14 protein-coding genes and 2 tRNA genes are annotated in these 17850 nt (G+C 44.5%); 6 read left to right on the top strand and 10 right to left on the bottom strand.

Annotated elements, in window-relative coordinates; genetic code table 11:
* Positions 1–160 precede the first annotated feature (160 nt).
* From BQ7997_RS17790 to BQ7997_RS17815, 6 genes are all read left to right on the top strand, one after another.
* Positions 161–235 (top strand) — tRNA-Val (locus BQ7997_RS17790).
* Between the two features lie 34 nt (positions 236–269).
* Positions 270–344, top strand: a tRNA-Val gene (locus BQ7997_RS17795).
* A 144-nt stretch (positions 345–488) separates the two neighbouring features.
* Positions 489–1835, top strand: a complete 1347-nt coding sequence (gene purB / locus BQ7997_RS17800) for an adenylosuccinate lyase (protein WP_073347523.1) — start codon at positions 489–491, stop codon at positions 1833–1835.
* A 74-nt stretch (positions 1836–1909) separates the two neighbouring features.
* On the top strand, positions 1910–3403 hold the full coding sequence (locus BQ7997_RS17805) for a pseudouridine synthase (RefSeq protein WP_073347524.1): 1494 nt from the start codon (positions 1910–1912) through the stop codon (positions 3401–3403).
* Between the two features lie 105 nt (positions 3404–3508).
* Entirely contained in the window at positions 3509–4912 is a 1404-nt protein-coding gene (gene asnS / locus BQ7997_RS17810) for an asparagine--tRNA ligase (RefSeq protein WP_073347525.1), read from the top strand.
* Positions 4913–5051: 139 nt separating this feature from the next.
* A complete protein-coding gene (locus tag BQ7997_RS17815; protein ID WP_073347526.1) occupies positions 5052–5543 on the top strand; it encodes a DUF4488 domain-containing protein in 492 nt (163 codons plus the stop codon).
* A gap of 94 nt (positions 5544–5637) precedes the next feature.
* Here the strand turns inward: BQ7997_RS17815 and BQ7997_RS17820 are convergent, their stop codons facing one another.
* From BQ7997_RS17820 to BQ7997_RS17865, 10 genes are read right to left on the bottom strand one after another with little or no spacing between them, the layout of a single operon-like run.
* A complete protein-coding gene (locus BQ7997_RS17820; RefSeq protein ID WP_073347527.1) occupies positions 5638–6816 on the bottom strand; it encodes a glycosyltransferase in 1179 nt (392 codons plus the stop codon).
* Positions 6813–7886, bottom strand: a complete 1074-nt coding sequence (locus tag BQ7997_RS17825; RefSeq protein WP_073347528.1) for a glycosyltransferase family 4 protein — start codon at positions 7884–7886, stop codon at positions 6813–6815. Before BQ7997_RS17825 ends, BQ7997_RS17820 begins: the two co-directional genes overlap by 4 nt.
* Positions 7887–7914: 28 nt before the next feature.
* Positions 7915–9903: an LTA synthase family protein gene (locus tag BQ7997_RS17830; RefSeq protein WP_083589296.1), complete on the bottom strand. Its 1989-nt coding sequence runs from the start codon at positions 9901–9903 to the stop codon at positions 7915–7917.
* Positions 9903–11723, bottom strand: coding sequence for an LTA synthase family protein (locus BQ7997_RS17835; protein WP_235817321.1), 1821 nt, complete (start codon positions 11721–11723; stop codon positions 9903–9905). Before BQ7997_RS17835 ends, BQ7997_RS17830 begins: the two co-directional genes overlap by 1 nt.
* Positions 11720–12769, bottom strand: coding sequence for a glycosyltransferase family 9 protein (locus BQ7997_RS17840; protein ID WP_073347529.1), 1050 nt, complete (start codon positions 12767–12769; stop codon positions 11720–11722). The genes BQ7997_RS17835 and BQ7997_RS17840 overlap by 4 nt, the downstream gene beginning before the upstream one ends.
* A gap of 6 nt (positions 12770–12775) precedes the next feature.
* Positions 12776–13735 carry a glycosyl transferase family 90 gene (locus BQ7997_RS17845; protein WP_073348436.1) on the bottom strand — a complete coding sequence of 320 codons (960 nt, stop codon included), beginning with the start codon at positions 13733–13735 and terminating at the stop codon, positions 12776–12778.
* A gap of 45 nt (positions 13736–13780) precedes the next feature.
* A complete protein-coding gene (locus BQ7997_RS17850) occupies positions 13781–14911 on the bottom strand; it encodes a glycosyltransferase family 4 protein (RefSeq protein ID WP_073347530.1) in 1131 nt (376 codons plus the stop codon).
* Positions 14902–15645, bottom strand: coding sequence for a 3-deoxy-manno-octulosonate cytidylyltransferase (locus BQ7997_RS17855; protein WP_073347531.1), 744 nt, complete (start codon positions 15643–15645; stop codon positions 14902–14904). The genes BQ7997_RS17850 and BQ7997_RS17855 overlap by 10 nt, the downstream gene beginning before the upstream one ends.
* Positions 15646–15657: 12 nt before the next feature.
* Positions 15658–16557: a lysophospholipid acyltransferase family protein gene (locus BQ7997_RS17860; protein ID WP_073347532.1), complete on the bottom strand. Its 900-nt coding sequence runs from the start codon at positions 16555–16557 to the stop codon at positions 15658–15660.
* A 2-nt stretch (positions 16558–16559) separates the two neighbouring features.
* The gene (locus BQ7997_RS17865; protein ID WP_083589298.1) at positions 16560–17819 is read right to left on the bottom strand and encodes a 3-deoxy-D-manno-octulosonic acid transferase; all 1260 of its coding nucleotides are present in this window, start codon (positions 17817–17819) and stop codon (positions 16560–16562) included.
* Positions 17820–17850: the final 31 nt, after the last annotated feature.

Here is a 17850-nt window from a genome sequence, read left to right on the forward strand (position 1 = left end):
AGAATTGACATCTGCACGAAAAAAAAACTTTTTTTGTTATTTGTTGATAATCAGTAGTTTTGTCAAAAGGGTAAAAACTTTCTTGAAAAATAATAGGAGAAATGTTTGGAGGTTTCAAAAAAAGCCGTACCTTTGCATCGCTTTTGAAACGGAAGTGTAAGGGCGTTTAGCTCAGCTGGTTCAGAGCATCTGCCTTACAAGCAGAGGGTCGGCGGTTCGAATCCGTCAACGCCCACACTAAAAACGAAACACTTCCGGCTCATTAACAAGGGCGTTTAGCTCAGCTGGTTCAGAGCATCTGCCTTACAAGCAGAGGGTCGGCGGTTCGAATCCGTCAACGCCCACTACCAAAAGGGAAGTCTTACGAAGTATTTCGTGAGACTTTTTTTATTTCTTACCGCTTTTATACAAACTTTCTCTATCCTTTTGCCTTATAACTCAGGAAAAAGAGTTAATTTTGCAGTCTGATAATTATCTTAAGAAAACGTATGGAACTTGATGTATTAACGGCCATATCCCCGATTGATGGTCGATATAGAGGCAAAACTAAAGCTTTGGCAGCCTATTTCTCTGAATTTGCACTGATTAAATACCGTGTACAGGTAGAGGTGGAATACTTTATCACCTTGTGCGAACTTCCTTTGCCACAACTAAAAGGAGTCGATAGCAGCGTGTTTGAAACTTTACGGAATATCTACCGTAACTTCTCCGAAGCAGACGCACAACGCATTAAAGATATCGAAAGTGTGACGAATCACGACGTGAAGGCCGTAGAATACTTCCTCAAAGAAGAATTTGACAAGATGGGCGGGATGGATGACTATAAGGAATTCATTCATTTCGGACTGACTTCGCAGGATATTAACAATACGTCTGTTCCCCTTTCTATCAAGGAAGCACTGGAACAGGTTTACTATCCGTTGGTTGAAGAACTGATTGCACAGTTGAAAACGTATGCGACAGAATGGGCTGATATCCCGATGCTTGCCAAGACTCACGGTCAACCGGCTTCTCCTACCCGTTTGGGCAAGGAAGTGATGGTATTCGTTTACCGTATGGAACGCCAGTTGGCAATGTTGAAGGCTTGTCCGATTACTGCCAAGTTCGGCGGTGCTACCGGAAATTACAACGCGCACCATGTAGCATATCCCCAGTATGACTGGAAACAATTCGGCAATCTATTTGTTGCAGAAAAACTAGGATTGGAACGTGAGGAATATACAACGCAGATTTCGAACTATGATAACCTTTCCGCTGTTTTTGATGCAATGAAGCGTATCAATACCATCATGGTAGATATGAACCGTGACTTCTGGCAGTATATCTCCATGGAGTACTTCAAGCAGAAAATCAAAGCCGGAGAAGTGGGCTCAAGCGCCATGCCGCACAAAGTGAACCCGATCGACTTCGAAAATGCGGAAGGGAACCTGGGCATTGCAACTTCTATTTTGGAGCACCTGGCAGTGAAACTTCCGGTTTCACGTTTGCAACGTGACCTGACCGACTCTACCGTTCTGCGTAACGTAGGCGTGCCTTTCGGTCATATCGTGATTGCGATTCAGAGTTCTTTGAAGGGATTGCGCAAGCTGCTGCTGAACGAACCGGCCATTTATCGTGATTTGGATAATTGCTGGAGCGTAGTGGCGGAAGCTATTCAGACAATCCTGCGCCGTGAGGCTTATCCGCATCCGTATGAAGCTTTGAAAGCTTTGACCCGGACGAACCAGGCGATTACAGAAAGTTCTATCAAAGAGTTTATCGAAGGATTGAATGTAAGCGAAGAGATTAAAAAAGAGTTAAGAGCAATAACCCCGCATACTTATACGGGACTTTAATTGTTTACTTATACAATAAACGTGTTTTTTAAATAGGCCGTGAGGCCAAAGTCTAATTTTATTCGAATAAAAAAATGAGCACAGAAAACGAAGAATGGCGCGAAAATTCTTTCAATGAGGAGAATACAGGTGCCGGCCGTGATGGTAACAGGTCTTACAACAGAGAAGGTGGAGAACGTCCGTATCGTCCTTCTTACAACCGTGAAGGCGGGGAGCGTCCGTATCGCCCGCGATTTAATACCAATAATGAAGGTGGAGAACGCCCGCAGCGTTCTTATGGCGACCGCTCTTACGGCGACCGTCCTCAACGTCCTTCCTACAATCGTGAAGGTGGCGATCGCCCGTATCGTCCTCGCTTCAATAACAATGAAGGTGGCGAACGTCCGCAACGTCCCCGCTTCAATAGCGAAGGTGGTGGCTCTTACGGTGACCGTCCCCAACGTCCTTCTTACAATCGTGAAGGTGGTTCATATGGCGAACGTCCTCAACGTCCCCGCTTCAATAGCGAAGGTGGTGGCTCTTACGGCGACCGTCCCCAACGCCCTTCTTACAATCGTGAAGGTGGTGACCGTCCGTACCGTCCCCGCTTCAATAACGAAGGTGGTGGCGACCGTCCGCAGCGTCCTTACAATCGTGAAGGCGGCGACCGTCCGTATCGTCCCCGTTTCAATAACGGCGAAGGCGGCGGCTATCGCAGCAACAACGGTGGCGGTGGTGGTTATCGTCCGAGATACAACAACGACCGTCAGGGCGGATACCGTCCTCGTCCTCGTACCGGCGATTATGATCCGAATGCCAAGTACAGCATTAAGAAACAAATCGAGTACAAGGAACAGTTTGTTGATCCGAACGAACCGATTCGTCTGAATAAGTTCCTGGCTAACGCAGGTGTTTGTTCACGTCGTGAGGCTGACGAATTTATCACGGCAGGTGTGGTTTCTGTAAACGGTGAGGTGGTTACTGAATTGGGTACAAAAATCAAACGCTCGGATGTGGTGAAGTTCCACGAGGAACCGGTTAGCATCGAACGTAAGGTATACGTACTGCTGAACAAGCCCAAAGATACCGTTACTACATCGGATGACCCGCAGGAACGCCGTACGGTAATGGATTTGGTGAAAGGCGCTTGCAACGAACGTATTTACCCGGTAGGACGTCTTGACCGTAACACAACCGGTGTACTGTTACTGACGAATGACGGTGACCTGGCTTCCAAGCTGACACACCCGAAGTTCCTGAAGAAGAAAATCTATCACGTTCAGTTGGACAAGAATCTGGCAAAAGCGGATATGGAGCAGATTGCAGCCGGCATCCAGTTGGAAGACGGCGAAATACATGCAGATGCTATCAGCTATACAGATGATTTCAGAAAAGACCAGGTAGGTATCGAAATTCACTCCGGCAAGAACCGTGTTGTTCGCCGTATTTTCGAATCACTGGGTTATAAGGTAATAAAACTCGACCGTGTATTCTTCGCCGGACTGACCAAGAAAGGTCTGCGTCGCGGAGACTGGCGTTACCTGACGGAAGCAGAAGTAAACTACCTCCGCATGGGTTCGTTTGAATAATAAGTCAATAAATAACAACTTGACAGGGGACGAGGAAAGAGAGCAGGAAAAAATGAATCTTGCAATTGAAACCTCGTCTTCTTGTATCTAAAAAGAAAAAGTTAAATGGAAAAGATTGGTAGAACAAAAATTGTTGATCTGTTGAAGCGCACAGATATTGGCGCTATGGTCAATGTGAAAGGATGGGTTCGCACCCGCAGAGGTAGCAAACAAGTAAACTTTATCGCACTGAATGACGGTTCTACAATAAATAATTTGCAGGTCGTAGTAGATTTGGCTAATTTCGATGAAGAGATGCTGAAACTGATTACCACCGGCGCTTGTATCAGCGTGAACGGAGAAATGGTAGAATCAGTTGGTTCCGGCCAGAAAGTGGAAGTACAGGCTCGTGAAATCGAAGTGCTGGGTACTTGCGATAACACATATCCATTGCAGAAGAAAGGTCATTCTATGGAATTCTTGCGTGAGATTGCTCACTTGCGTCCGCGTACCAATACATTTGGTGCAGTGTTCCGTATTCGTCACAACATGGCGATTGCTATTCACAAGTTTTTCCATGACAGGGGTTTCTTCTATTTCCATACGCCGATCATTACAGCTTCTGACTGTGAGGGTGCCGGACAGATGTTCCAGGTAACTACCATGAATCTGTATGACTTGAAGAAAGACGAGAAAGGTTCCATCTCTTATGAGGACGACTTCTTCGGTAAGCAGGCAAGTCTGACCGTATCCGGTCAGTTGGAAGGTGAACTGGCTGCTACTGCTTTGGGTGCCATCTATACATTCGGGCCTACGTTCCGTGCCGAGAACTCCAATACTCCCCGCCATTTGGCAGAGTTCTGGATGATTGAGCCGGAAGTTGCCTTCAACGACATTATCGACAATATGGACTTGGCTGAAGAGTTCATCAAGTATTGTGTGAAGTGGGCGTTGGATAACTGTGCGGACGATGTGAAATTCTTGAACGATATGTTCGACAAGGGATTGATTGAACGTCTGCAAGGTGTATTGAAAGATGATTTTGTTCGTCTGCCTTATACAGACGGTATCAAGATTTTGGAAGATGCCGTAGCAAAAGGTCATAAGTTTGAATTCCCGGTTTACTGGGGCGTAGACTTGGCTTCCGAGCACGAACGTTATCTGGTGGAAGAACATTTCAAACGTCCGGTTATCCTGACTGACTATCCGAAAGACATCAAGGCTTTCTATATGAAGCAGAATGAGGATGGTAAGACGGTACGTGCAATGGATGTTCTTTTCCCGAAAATCGGTGAGATTATCGGCGGTTCCGAACGTGAATCGGATTATAACAAGCTGATGACCCGTATCGAAGAAATGCATATCCCGATGAAGGATATGTGGTGGTATCTGGATACCCGTAAGTTCGGTACATGTCCTCACTCCGGTTTCGGGCTTGGTTTTGAACGTTTGTTACTTTTCGTAACAGGTATGTCGAACATCCGTGACGTGATACCGTTCCCGCGTACACCGAGAAATGCTGATTTCTAATATTTCGGTATATTTATGTAAAACTCGCATAATCTTTCGGTTATGCGAGTTTTTTTATGCCCTTGATTGTTATTTTCTCAAAATAAATATTTATATTTGGACATACGCATAGAAGAGTGTTAACTAAAATAATACGACAATGAAAAAGCTCTATTTCTTTACCATGCTTTCAATAATGTTGTTGGCGGTAACAGGTGCGATGGCCCAGAAGAAAACCAAATTCAAGGTGGCCGAGTTGAAAGGCATTTGGCAGCTATGCCATTATGTGTCGGAATCTCCCGATGTTCCGGGAGCGTTGAAACCTAGTAATACATTCAAAGTCCTGAGTGACGACGGACGAATCGTGAACTTCACCATCATTCCCGGTTCGGATGCCATCATCACAGGATATGGGACATGGAAACAACTGACAGACGATTCTTATAAGGAAAGCATTGAAAAGAATATCCATCTTCCGATGCTGGATAACCAGGATAATATTCTCGAATTTGAAATCAAGGATGGCGACTATCTGCATCTGAAATATTTCATCAAGAATGACCTGAACGGGAATGAGTTGAATACCTGGTATTATGAAACATGGAAACGGATGAGGATGCCGGCTAAGTTTCCGGAAGATATTGTGAGATAATCTCCAATGCACATGTGAAGGAAGAATATATAATCGATATAGAAATAAGTGGCAGATAGATATTGTTATGTAAATATCTGCCTGCCACTTGTTTTTAGTATATGAGGTATGAGCTATTGGAAAAAGGTAATCGTTCAAAAAGACGAATCCATTGCGGTATAATGTTCTCCGGATAGAACCTTTGTATGCTGGCAAAAGAATTTTTTTGAAGGTCAGTTCTAAGATTGTCATTTTGCATCAACTCTACCAGGCGGTTTGCATATTCTTCTTGACGAAAAGTTGGAATAAGGATGCCATTATTCATTATGATGTCCGTAACTCCGGCGCTACAATTATAGGCAATTGGAACACAACCGTAGCTCATGGCTTCAGTCAGGCATAACCCGAACGATTCGAAAGTTGAAGTTAAGCAGATAATTGAGGCTTCTTGATAATATTTCTTCACGTCTTTTTGCCAACCTTCAAAACGGACTCTTGGCAGTTGGAGTTGCTCTGTCAAAGCTTTTAGTGTCGGTAGTTCTCTTCCGTCTCCCACTAATACCAATTCCCATTGAGGAACTTTGGAATAGATTTGAGCCCAGATTTTAATCAGGCGGTCTACTCTCTTGTCCATACGGCTCATTCGTCCGCTGTACAAAAGTTGTTTCTTTTTGTTTTCGTATAAGAATCCCGGTTCTATCATATTGGGAATAGCTACAAATTTTTCTCCTTTTCTTTTGATGGCGGTTTGTATGGTTTGGCTATATTGAGGATGCAAAGTAACGTAAAAATCACAATGGTCATATATGATGGCATATCGTTGTTGCCAACGTTTGGTATAGCTTCCAAACAGTTTTTCCTTAGTCCGGTTGATTAAAATAATCTTTAGTTTGTGAAAACTCCTTGTAAAACTGGCATCCAAGCGACTTTCCTTCTCCCAAAACGGTTGTCCGTGCTGTATATAAATGAGTTTGGCGGGACAACCTCTTTCTTTTAATTGGCATAAGGTCGGGATAAACTCATTGCAGGATATACAAAAGTTTGAAATGTCGTATTCCTTGATTTTATCCAATAAATAGTTGACATTCTCTTCTGAATTGATAGTAATGGAGTCCGGCATGATTTGAATGGTGTAATAGTCCTCTGTAGGGTTCGCTAAGTCTTTCCGGTAATCTGTACAGAATACATATATATGATAACCATGCCGGGAAAGTCCTTCAGCCAGTCGTAAAGTGGCCGTTTCAGCTCCGCCGTATGGGAAACTTTGATGAAGAATTCCGATAGTTTGATTCATGACGCTAAAATTTCAAGATAATATTGTATATATTGGTTGACGCAGTTATTCCAGTTGAAGCGCTCTGCGTTTTGTTTCATTAGAGAGGCGTAGATTGGGTTATTGTAGAATAAGGGTAACATTTCCCTTATCTTCTCTGCCATGAATATTGGTGAGAGTTCGTGCCAGTAAAATGCATTTTCCCCACCTATTTCCGGCAGACTGGTGAGAACTGACAGAAATACAGGTTTTCCGAATTTCATAGCTTCTATGGGTGGCAATCCGAACCCTTCGCAAAGAGAAGGATATAGAAAAGCCCGGCATGAAGCATATAGGTATGCTTTCTCTTTTTCGGTGACATTGGGCAGGCTGTATACATTGTGAGTGGGTAGCTCTTCAATCATTTTCCGTAACGTTCTGCCATAGTTGCTATTCCAGTTTCCTGCTATTACCAGATTTTGTTCAGGAAGAAAACGCATCATTTCGATAAGCAGATGCACATTCTTTTTAGGAAGCAGGCTGGATAAGTGTAACAGAAAGTTATCCGGCAACTGTTTTATTATTTGGGAATTTGTTTCGGAAGAAACAGGCAGACTGGACACGCCGTTATAAATAACCTTTCCCGGCACTTGAATATGGAAATGCTTGTTTGCATCTTCCCTGACAAACTTCGAAATGTAGTTTGTATAGTCCATTTGCTTGATTTTATGTTCGAATCTTTGTATGGCACGTCCCAGTTTCTTACCTTGTTTTTCATAAATGAAATTGATGTCATGAATGGTCATCAGGCGTTTGGTCACATGCCGGAGATTTTTAAAAAGACAATATTGGTGAGGCATATGAAAAAGGTCTGTTTTAAATGGATAAAAGGTGAGGAGATGCCTCATGAATATCGGCATACATATATAATGTACTTCATGTCCGAAACATCCACGGAAAGATGGCGGCACAATGAAATAGATTTCTATTCCGTGCCGTTCACGCAGCAGGGCGGCCTGCTTGCCCAGTCCGTTGCCCAATTGTTTGCAAAATTCGCCTACACCTACATATGGGGTGGTTATGGCATATGCTTCTATAACAATTCTTTTCATAGTTGGCGGGTATATTTAGTTTATTAGTTTATTCTTGGCTTATGGTGACGCTGTCTGCTTCCATACGTTCCATGAAACTTTGTATGATTGCCTTCATTTGTCGCTCCATGGCTGCTTCTTCGGGCAGTTTTCCTTTAAGATTCTTTTTCAGGAGCGGATCGGAACGATAATCATAGATACCTGTGATAATTTCACTATCCGATTGCAGCAGATAATTGTTTTTGATGAATTGCGGGATATGATCCCAGTTGAAAGCCCACGTATCGGCAGGATTGGTTCGGAACAAGTCTTGTCCGAAAGCGATATAAGGTTTGTCATATCCCAAATATCCTAACAGAGTCGGCATGATGTCTATCTGTTGTGCGATACCTTTGTGGCAATCGGCCGGCATTTTACCTGACGGATCATAAAAAAGTATGGGAATACGGAATATCCCTAAGTCTGTCTTATATTCATCATGAGTGATCCTGCTACTGGCATGGTCGGCAGTAATGACAAAAAGTGTATTTTCATACCAGGGTTGCTGTTTGGCAGTCGCGAAGAACTGTCTTAACGCATGGTCGGTATAACGGATACATTTATGCAAAGGATAGATACCTTCATCTTTGAACACATTTTTGTATTGCTCGGGGAGAGCAAACGGGTGATGGGAAGTGGCGGTAAATACCGAGGTCATGAACGGTTCTTTCATCTTGTTCATTTCCAGACAGTAATACTGCAGGAAAGGTTCGTCCCAAATGGCCCATGTGCCGTCATAATCCTTGTCACCGTTGAAACGGGAATCTTTATTATATTCGGTACGTCCGTAATAACTGCTGAAACCTGCTGTGCGTGCATAGGCCTGGAAGCCCATTGAACCGTTGGCTGCTCCATGAAAGAACGCCGTAGTGTAACCCCAGTCTTTCAGTATTCCGGGCAGGCTGGTAAGTCTGTTTAGCGAGAAAGGAGTCAGTACAAATGGCTTGTCCATCCGGGGGATGGAACTGAATACAGCCGGCATGGCATCTATACTGAAACCGCTGTTGCTGAAGCTTTCTTCATAATAGAGGCAATGGCGGAGCAATGAGTCGGTAAATGAGGTGTAACCCTGATATTGCCCGTTGTCGAGATGCTTGTTGAGAGCTCCGACAAACTCTTGCGCGAAACTTTCTACAATCAGGATTACTATGTTCTTCTTTTGCGCTACTGCACTGTCTGTTGGTTGGTGAATGGGTGAATACAAACTATCCAGTTCTGCAGGGTTGGTGAAATAACGGGGGATGCGGATATTTTTTTTGCCGAGTGTACGCAGCAAGGCAAACGGAGTGTTGAGCACGATACCCGTTTCAACCGGACGGTTTACATATTGAAGTGCGTTGCTTATGCTGATAGGGCGGGTGGCGGTGTTGAAGAATGTCCCCCGCATACAGGCTATCGCTAACGGAACGAGAATCAGAAGTGATATGCCTTGACGTATATAGTACTTCCATAGCGGCTTGTCCTTTTTTACGCTTCGGTTATCACAGTACAGTTTTGTGAGGAATATAATCAATAGTATAGCCAGAAGTACCAGATACCAATGTTTTACTACCTCTATGCCGAATATGGTGGACAGGTTGCTCTCATTCTTGAATTCATCGAACACTATGGCGGTGGAACGGTGTTGGGTATAAGAAAAATAGACAGCGTCCATCAAATTGATGACGATGCACAGCGAGTTACTGAGCAGAAACCACCATTTGGTAATTACCCTGACAGGTTTTCTTTCTTTGTAATGCAACGGTAGCAATACCAGTAAAAGGTAGAGACTGTTGGTATAGAATATGGCGGAATTGTCGAATATCCATCCGCCGTAAAGTATTTCGCTAAGTGAGTGCCAGGTAAGATTCCCTTTATATAGTTCCCAGTTTACAAACAGGAAGGCAAACCGGCAGGCTGTATAACAGATATATACACTTGCCAGGTTGCAAATCACACACCATGGTGTCTGGTGGAGCCTATTGTTCAGGATAGGATTGTTAATCTTGTTTCTCGTCATTATCTTTTATTTAAGTCTCTATAAAGAGTTTGTAAGATAGCCTTTCCTGTTTCCTCTCTGCGTTTGTCGGAGCCTGTCAGTGCTTTGTCCGCTACGTTGTCATATACAGTACATCCTGTTGAGTCTCTGAAGTTGAATCCATTATTGAACGTATTGAACGCGAAAGGATAGGTATAAGTATCTGCGAGGACATCTCGGCTGAATATAAACTCTTCATGAGGAATATCCAGTTGCCCTAATATGGTTGCCGGTAAATCAGTCTGGCTCATGATTACGTCTATACGGTCTGGCTCTTTGATTGCCCCACCTGTCAGTAGCATCGGAATATGTGGAAAATCCGGTGATGTTATTTCCCGGTGATTGAAACCGTGGTCGGCTGTACATACAATCAGCAGGTTGTCCCAAGCCCGAGTTATCTTTATTCGTTCCACGAAATCGTTGAAACAACTGTCAGTATAGGCAAATGCGTTAAGCTTTTCATCTCTTAACTTATGATAAGGTACATCAAATGGCGTATGTGAGCTAAGCGTAAGGAATGTTGTGTACCATGGCTCTTCCGGGTGTTGTTGCTTTTGCTGTATGTTCTGATAAAGCCGGTTGAAAGCTTCGTGGTCGGGAACTCCCCATTTGGCAGTGCGCATTGAACGGGGAAAATCATTTTGACTGATTAATTTGTCATGTCCGGCTGAAATGAAATAGTCGGACATATTAAAGAATGTCATGTCGCTGGCGTACAGTACTTCGGTCTTATATCCATACTTTTTTAAGGTTTTGGGTAATCCGGGAAGCGATTGTATCTTGTGTGAATAACGCATGATACTGGTAGTGGGCTGTCCCAAATATCCGCTGAGGGCGGCCACGATTCCTCTGTCTGTACGGAAACTGCTGCAGTAACAGTGGGTAAAGTTTACGCTTTCTTTACTTATTCTGCTGATATTGGAGCCGACTTCTTTCAGTCCGCCTAATTCTTCGATGAAACAGGCTCCGAAACCTTCAAGAACGACGACAAGGATATTAGGACGCGTTGTTCTTAGAATATGTTTAGTCTGTCCCTGAAGTGGAAACAGGGGCGCATATATCCGTTCACATTTCTCTTGGGGGAAGAACTGGAACTGTTCACCGAACTTTTCAGTCTGCATGGAAGTATAAGCTATATTGAAAAGCGGATTTAGTGCAGCATGGTTATGAAATGCTGTCTTTGAGTAAAAAGCCCTTCCGGGCGTGTTGGGCCAGATGCGTACTCCGCGTATAGCACCGAACAGACAGCCGCCTGCAAGCAGCATGAACAATAAAGCCGGTATTCTTCCTGAGCGGGTGGCAAGGTGGAACTTAATTTTGTTTGCGGGGAAAGCCAGGATAAAATAGAGTGCGGTAGCCAGCAGTATGATAGCAATCCCTCTGACCGCAATGTACCAGCCGGATACACTGGCGAATGCATTTTTCGGGTCGTTGAGATAGAAAAATACCGTTGCGTCCAGCTTGAACTCCCAAAATTCATAAAGGCTTGCATCTGCCAATGTGGTAATGGCTAGCAATATGGCTATACAGATGTCATACGCAATCATTGTCTGACGTGGGTTGAACGCCGGGAATATGCTGTAAATTAACAGCAAAAGCCATGGAAAGACGGTCAGGTAACCGGCAGTAGCGGCATCCAGGGCAAAACCATGATAGTATATCGCTGCAAGGTCATGAAACGTACATCCGGAAGTACCGTGATTCCAGTTGAATAACAAGAATAGCGGCTTCTGGATACATAAAAAGATGCAAAGGCATAGCAAATAATGCATGACAACATAAGTAACTGTTCTTTTTATCATATACATTCGTTTTTGGACGGTAGATTCAATTCTATTCGGTTACATACTTCTTTTGGGGAAATCGACATCATGCAGGAGAAATGTTGTAAGGGACACTTTTTTCTTCCACTGACGGAACAAGGCTGACAAGGCAGATGCAGGCAGAGCGCGTCTTTTTCGCTCTGTCTCCAACCGAGAAATCCGCAAGCGGGTGTGGTACTTCCCCAAAGGGATACTACGGGTGTACCTGCGAGCGAAGCCATATGCATATTGGCAGAGTCCATTGTCAACATCACATCCATATGTCCCATGAGCAAAAGTTCTTCCCGGATGGTCAGCAAGCCGGGGAGTGCTATGCAGGATTTGTATTTTTGTTCCCATGTCTTCAGGACTTTCTCTTCTTTGCCTTGTGAACCAAACAGGAACAGATGGTAACCTTTATCATTCAAGTAACCTATTACCTCTTCCATCAGTGGAAGAGGATAAGTCTTGGTCTGGTAACGCGCGAAAGGGGCAATCCCGATAAGGCACTTGCCGTCGTCCGGTTGTGGGATAGGAAGACAAGTGCTGTTCAGTTCTTCAAGGGACAAAAGTGAAGTGAAATCCGGTACAACGGGTAATTGTAATTTACCAAACACGTCCGAATAGCGTTGGACATAGTTTCGTTGTCTTATTTCCCTGTTTTCGGAAGATAACAAAGCTTTGCGTTTGCGCCGTTCTTTGTCTACGATACGGACAGGGATTCCTTTCAACAGAAAACAGGCATCTATCAGCCATGAACGTAGTACGTTGTGCAGGTCGGCTACACAATCGATACGGTGCATCAGCAGTTCTTTAAGTAACCGGCAAATACCTCTTGCTCCCTTGTGTTTCCCTTTCCAGTCAGCCAAAATAAAAGAAATATTGGCGGGGGCATTGACAAACAGGCGGGCGAAGAAAGGTTGTGTCAATACTTTTATATCGAGGTCGGGATAACGTTCGGCCAGAGAGTAAATGACTGGAATACACATGGCTACGTCGCCTAGCGCTGATGTACGGATGATGAGGATAGTTTTCTTCTTTTTCATACTGCGCTATACGTTATGGCTTGTTTGTCTGGTCTGATAGAAATATTTCTGCATGACAGATAATGAGATGACAGTCTCCTGTCTGGTATTCATAAATTGCCGGATATATTCATGGGCATGTCCGATGATGTATTCCGCCTCTTCCGGGTGGCGGATGTAGTATTCCATTTTTTCGATAAGGTCGGAATAATCATCTTTGATTTCTACGTAGTGATAGTCCGCTATAAGTCGTCCTTCCATAAACCAGGTTTCATAGGTGGGACGTGGCATGATAGCAAGAGAATTGGAAGCCATTACCCATTTCAGATTGGTGGCTACATCATTTCCTTCGATACAACATACGAACTTGTATTCCAGTTGTTGCGGAATGGTGAGATATTCTTTCACCCATTCCGGATGTCCGTTGTCCGTATCCCGGTTGATTTGTCCGATGTTGCACATCGGATGTTGGCAGTAAAGTTCCAGGAAGCGCTTACGGTGTGGCTGCCTGACGACATTACGGCTGACAAGCATGTTTTTTTTCTCGCGGAAAGATTTATGGTCTTTTACGAATACGAAGTGGCGTACCTGATTCAATTTTAATAATACGGAGTTGGAGTTTCCGTCTGTTATCGGGCGGCTCTTTACGAATGCCGGAACCTCTGTTTCTTCGGTAATGTCGCCAAACCGGTAAGCAAACCGGTACTGCGGGTTGAAATAGCGTGTGTATCGGTGTAAATCAAAGAAATAAGTAGAGAACTTCTCTTTCTTTTTGAAGGGATAGCGGAAGTCTGCGACAGAAATCCATCTGGAAAGGTCATAGTCCTGTCTTTCCGGCAGACGGTTGTAATAGGCTATCCGTTCTTCAACCGCTTTCCTGTCGATGGCGGACGTATTACCTAGTATTTGTGCCAGTTGACGACGGTACAGGCCGTCCGGTAGAAAATAGCGGCTGAAGTTTCTGATAAAGAAGTGGACCTTCTTCATCCCTTTTTTAAGTTGAAGGAAATAGCGTATATTCATGTAGAATGTTTATTCTCGTTGAAGAAGTTGGCGATAAACGGACAAAAGTTGTCCGGTGACTGAAGATTCGCTGAACGAACTTGCATATTTTAGTCCGGATTGTATCATTTGTACTCTCCGTTCCGGGCATGCCAATAGTTCATTAAACTTGTCTGCTATTTGTGCGGGATTTGACGGGTCGCAGTAAATGCTGTCCGGTCCGCCCGCTTCTTCGAGACAGGAGCCGGTGGCGGCAATTACCGGTACTCCTGAAGTGATTGCTTCCAGTACGGGAATGCCGAATCCCTCGAAGAATGAAAGAGAGGCGAAAAGGGTGCTTCCTTGATAGATGGCAGGCAAGTCCCGGTTGGGTATCCTGTTGAAGATGTGTACCCGCTCTTGTATGCCCAGCCGGTGTGCTTCTTCTTCTATGACATGTTGGTAAGGAGTGGACTTGCCTATCAATACCAAATGTATTTTCTCGCGGAGTTCGGGTAGGGTGCGTACGAGGGTAAGCTGGTTCTTGCGTGGTTCGATTGTTCCTACACATAGGATGTAGCGTGACGGAATCTGATAGAATTTTTGAGTAGCCAGTTGTACGTCCTCAGATACTTTGTGCTGAAAAACCGGATTACAGCCTTGATACACTACCTCTATTCTGGATTCCGGTATATGATAGAAATCCATGATGTCCTGTTTGGTCTGTCGGCTGATAGCTATAATCTTGTCCGCATGCCGGCAGGCATAGTATGTTTTGGCTTTGAGTATCTGCCGCATGATGAAGTTGTAGTATTCAGGGTGGCGCAAGAATATCAGGTCGTGTATGGTTACTATGGATTTGCATTTTGTTTTATGCAAACCCATAGGAAGTTCGTTGCTGAGGCCGTGAAAAATATCTATCTGCTGTCTGGCTATTTCTCCGGTGATTCCCCGGCACCGCCACCATTCTTGTCCGAAGGAAGAATGGGCGGACGGGTAGACAAAGGAAACCGAAGCGGATTCTTTTAAGTCCCGCAAACATTCTTCAGTTCCTTTTTGTGGGGCGAACAGGACATACCGGTTGTCGGGATATGCGGATAAGGCATTGACAATGTTCCGGCTATAGTTACCTATTCCGGTCAGGTTGGAGACGATTTTCTTTGCATCAAACCCTATTCGCATATACTTTCTCCTTGTTCTTTAAAGTATTTTTCCACTCCCTCTATGTCTTTAGGAGTATCGACGGAGAGCGACTTGCAGTGGCAATTGTAATAATAGATGGGAACATGGTTCTCGATAAAACGGAAAGAATCGTTCTCTTCTATCTTTTCTATCGGGCCGCGCGGGGTGTTGTGGTAAAAATCCAGTGCCTTGCGGGTGAAAGCGCCTACGCCTACAAATTTGTGATATACATAGTCCATGTTTCCTTTAGGGTAAGGGATGGGACTGCGTGAGATGAAGAGGCAGCGGTGGTCTGTTGCTGTGACAATTTTCAGATTTGTGCTGTCCACTACTTCTACCGGATTGCTGAAGTCGGTCATAAGGTTTGATACGAATAGGGTATCCGTATCCAGATGCTCGGGAATACATTGTTTGATATACTTTCCGGTCAGCAGGGGTTCGTCGCCGTTGACCATGACATAGAGGTCGGCGGCCAATCGGGTGGCTACCTCGTAAAGTCGTTCGGTGGCAGTGTCATGGTCAGACGAAGTCATCACGACTTGTGCGCCGAATGTTTCGCAGGCCGCTTTTATCTTTTCGCTGTCGGTAGCTATATACACTTCTTCAAAATATTCGCAGGCTTTGCAGTGGGTATATACCCATTGTATCATGGGTTTACCACAAATCAAAGCCAATGGCTTTTCAAAAAAACGGGATGATTCGGCTCGTGCCGGTATAACACAGATAATTCTCATATTACGTTGTTTTTAAGTTGTTAAGTTTTTGTTGGCAGGGCGTGAGAAACGCCATCTTTTGTGTGACCACAGCCAATACTCCGGAGCACGCCTGATAGAGTTCTCCAGCATATTCATGAATTGCCGGGTATAGGGATATTCTTGCCCGTCACATGGTGGTGAAATCAGGTGGAATGTCATTTGGTAGTATCCTCTTTTCCTTTTTTCCGTTTCCAGATAAACAAAGTGCGCGCCGGTTCTTTTTCCGATTTCCTCACCACCGATGCTGTAAGCTGTGTCCTGATTCAGAAAGGTAGTCCAATGGTATAGGTTGCCGCTGTTAGGACGTTGGTCGGCCACGAAACCGATGAGGAACTGTTTGTTTTCCTGCTTCATTTTAAGTAAGGTGCGGAAAGCGCTTTTTTGCGGAATGGAAAGCGTGTGAAAACGTGAGCGTATGGTCAGCATCACTTGTTCCATAGTGCAATTGTGTAACGGGCGGTATATTTGTCCGTTGAGAGCGGGGTGGGTGTAATGGCGTGTAACGGCAGGTGTCCACTCCCAATTACCATAATGTCCGAGATATAGGATAATGGGAGCTCCGTCTTCCGCTAATTGGTCTATCAATCTTCCGTTCGTCACGCTGATACGTTTATTCATTTCCTTGTCAGTCAGATGCAGTAATTTAATCGTTTCCATGATACAGTCGCAGAAGTGTTTATAGAACTTCCGTTCAATTTTTTCCCGTTCTTTATCACTTTTCTCGGGAAATGAATTGCGCAGGTTATCCCTTACCGTTTTTCTTCGGTATCTCATGATATAGTAGACGATGAAATACATTCCGTCGCTGATAGGGTAAAGAATACCGAAAGGGAGAAATGCCCCAAAGCGCAACAGGCTTATGAGTAGGTTATACAGAATACGATTTTTCATGATTATGCCAGTATTTGGATAATGTTTGAGGTGGCTCCGCTGTTTTCCCGGCTGTAATCCAGTGCAGTGCTTTTTATTCGTTCCAATTGTCGGGGCGCGTCTTTGAGTGCTTCAAACCATTGTTCCAGTTCTTTTTCTGAACGGACGACCCTTCCGATGCCCAGTTGTATTAATTCATTGGGCGTCACTTTTCGTTGAATCATCGGGCCGAAAGCTACGGGCAGGCCATACACGGTAGCTTCGATGATACTGTGCAGGTAAGGGGTGAAACCACCACCTACATACGCCCATTTCCCATAACGGTATAAGAAGGCAAGTGCTCCCAGAAAATCAATGATGAGTGTTTGGGTGTCGCTGAAATCAGTGTTATCATCGCACTCGGAATAGCAAAGTGCATACCCGTCCAGATTGAACTTGATATCGTTCAGGACTTCCTCGCTTATTTCATGCGGAACGATGATGAAACGGACATCCCGGTAGCGGTTGGCGAGGTGGCAGACGAGTTGCAGGTCTTTCCGGTCGCTGACGCTGCCTGCGATAAAGACTTCTTTTCCGTAGGTGAATTTCTCGACGATAGGATTTTGATAGGGGGTGGATGCTACGGCAATGGCATTGTCGAAGAGTGGGTCGCCTATTACACTAAAGTTTCTATATCCCAGTGACTTCAGGTTTTCACCCGATTGCCTGTTTAGTACCAGAAAGTGAGTGAATGCTTTTAAAGACGGACGGAATAATCCGCCATACCATTTGAAAAAAGGAGCGTTCCGGCTGATGACGGCCGAAATGAGAAAAGTCGGGATACTTCTTACCCTTAATTCATTCAGGTAATTTACCCAATATTCGGAGATGATGAATATCGCTTTCTGCGGATGAACCGTTTCGATGAATGTACGGGCATTCCTGGCTGTATCCCATGGCAGATAAAAGATATGGTCTATTTCCGGATGGTGTACATTTAACGCTTCATATCCGGTAGGAGAGAAGAAAGTCACCACGATGCGGTATTTGCCTTGTTGTTTTAGATGCTTTATGATGGGACGGGCGACACCATATTCTCCTAAAGAAGAAGCGTGCAGCCAAATGACGGGAGTTGCGTAATCTCTGCGGCAGGACATTTCAGCCTGAATCTGTTTCATCAGCCCTTGTTGCCCTTTGGCGAATTTTTTAAGTTTGCTTTCCGGTGTCAGGAGAAACGATAGCCGGGCTATGATACTTAAAAGAACTTTTCCGTTGATAAGGATGATGTTATATAATCTGTTCATTCCAATGCTTGATAATAATCGCTGCAAAGGT

This window comes from Bacteroides congonensis (assembly GCF_900130125.1).
Classification (GTDB): domain Bacteria; phylum Bacteroidota; class Bacteroidia; order Bacteroidales; family Bacteroidaceae; genus Bacteroides; species Bacteroides congonensis.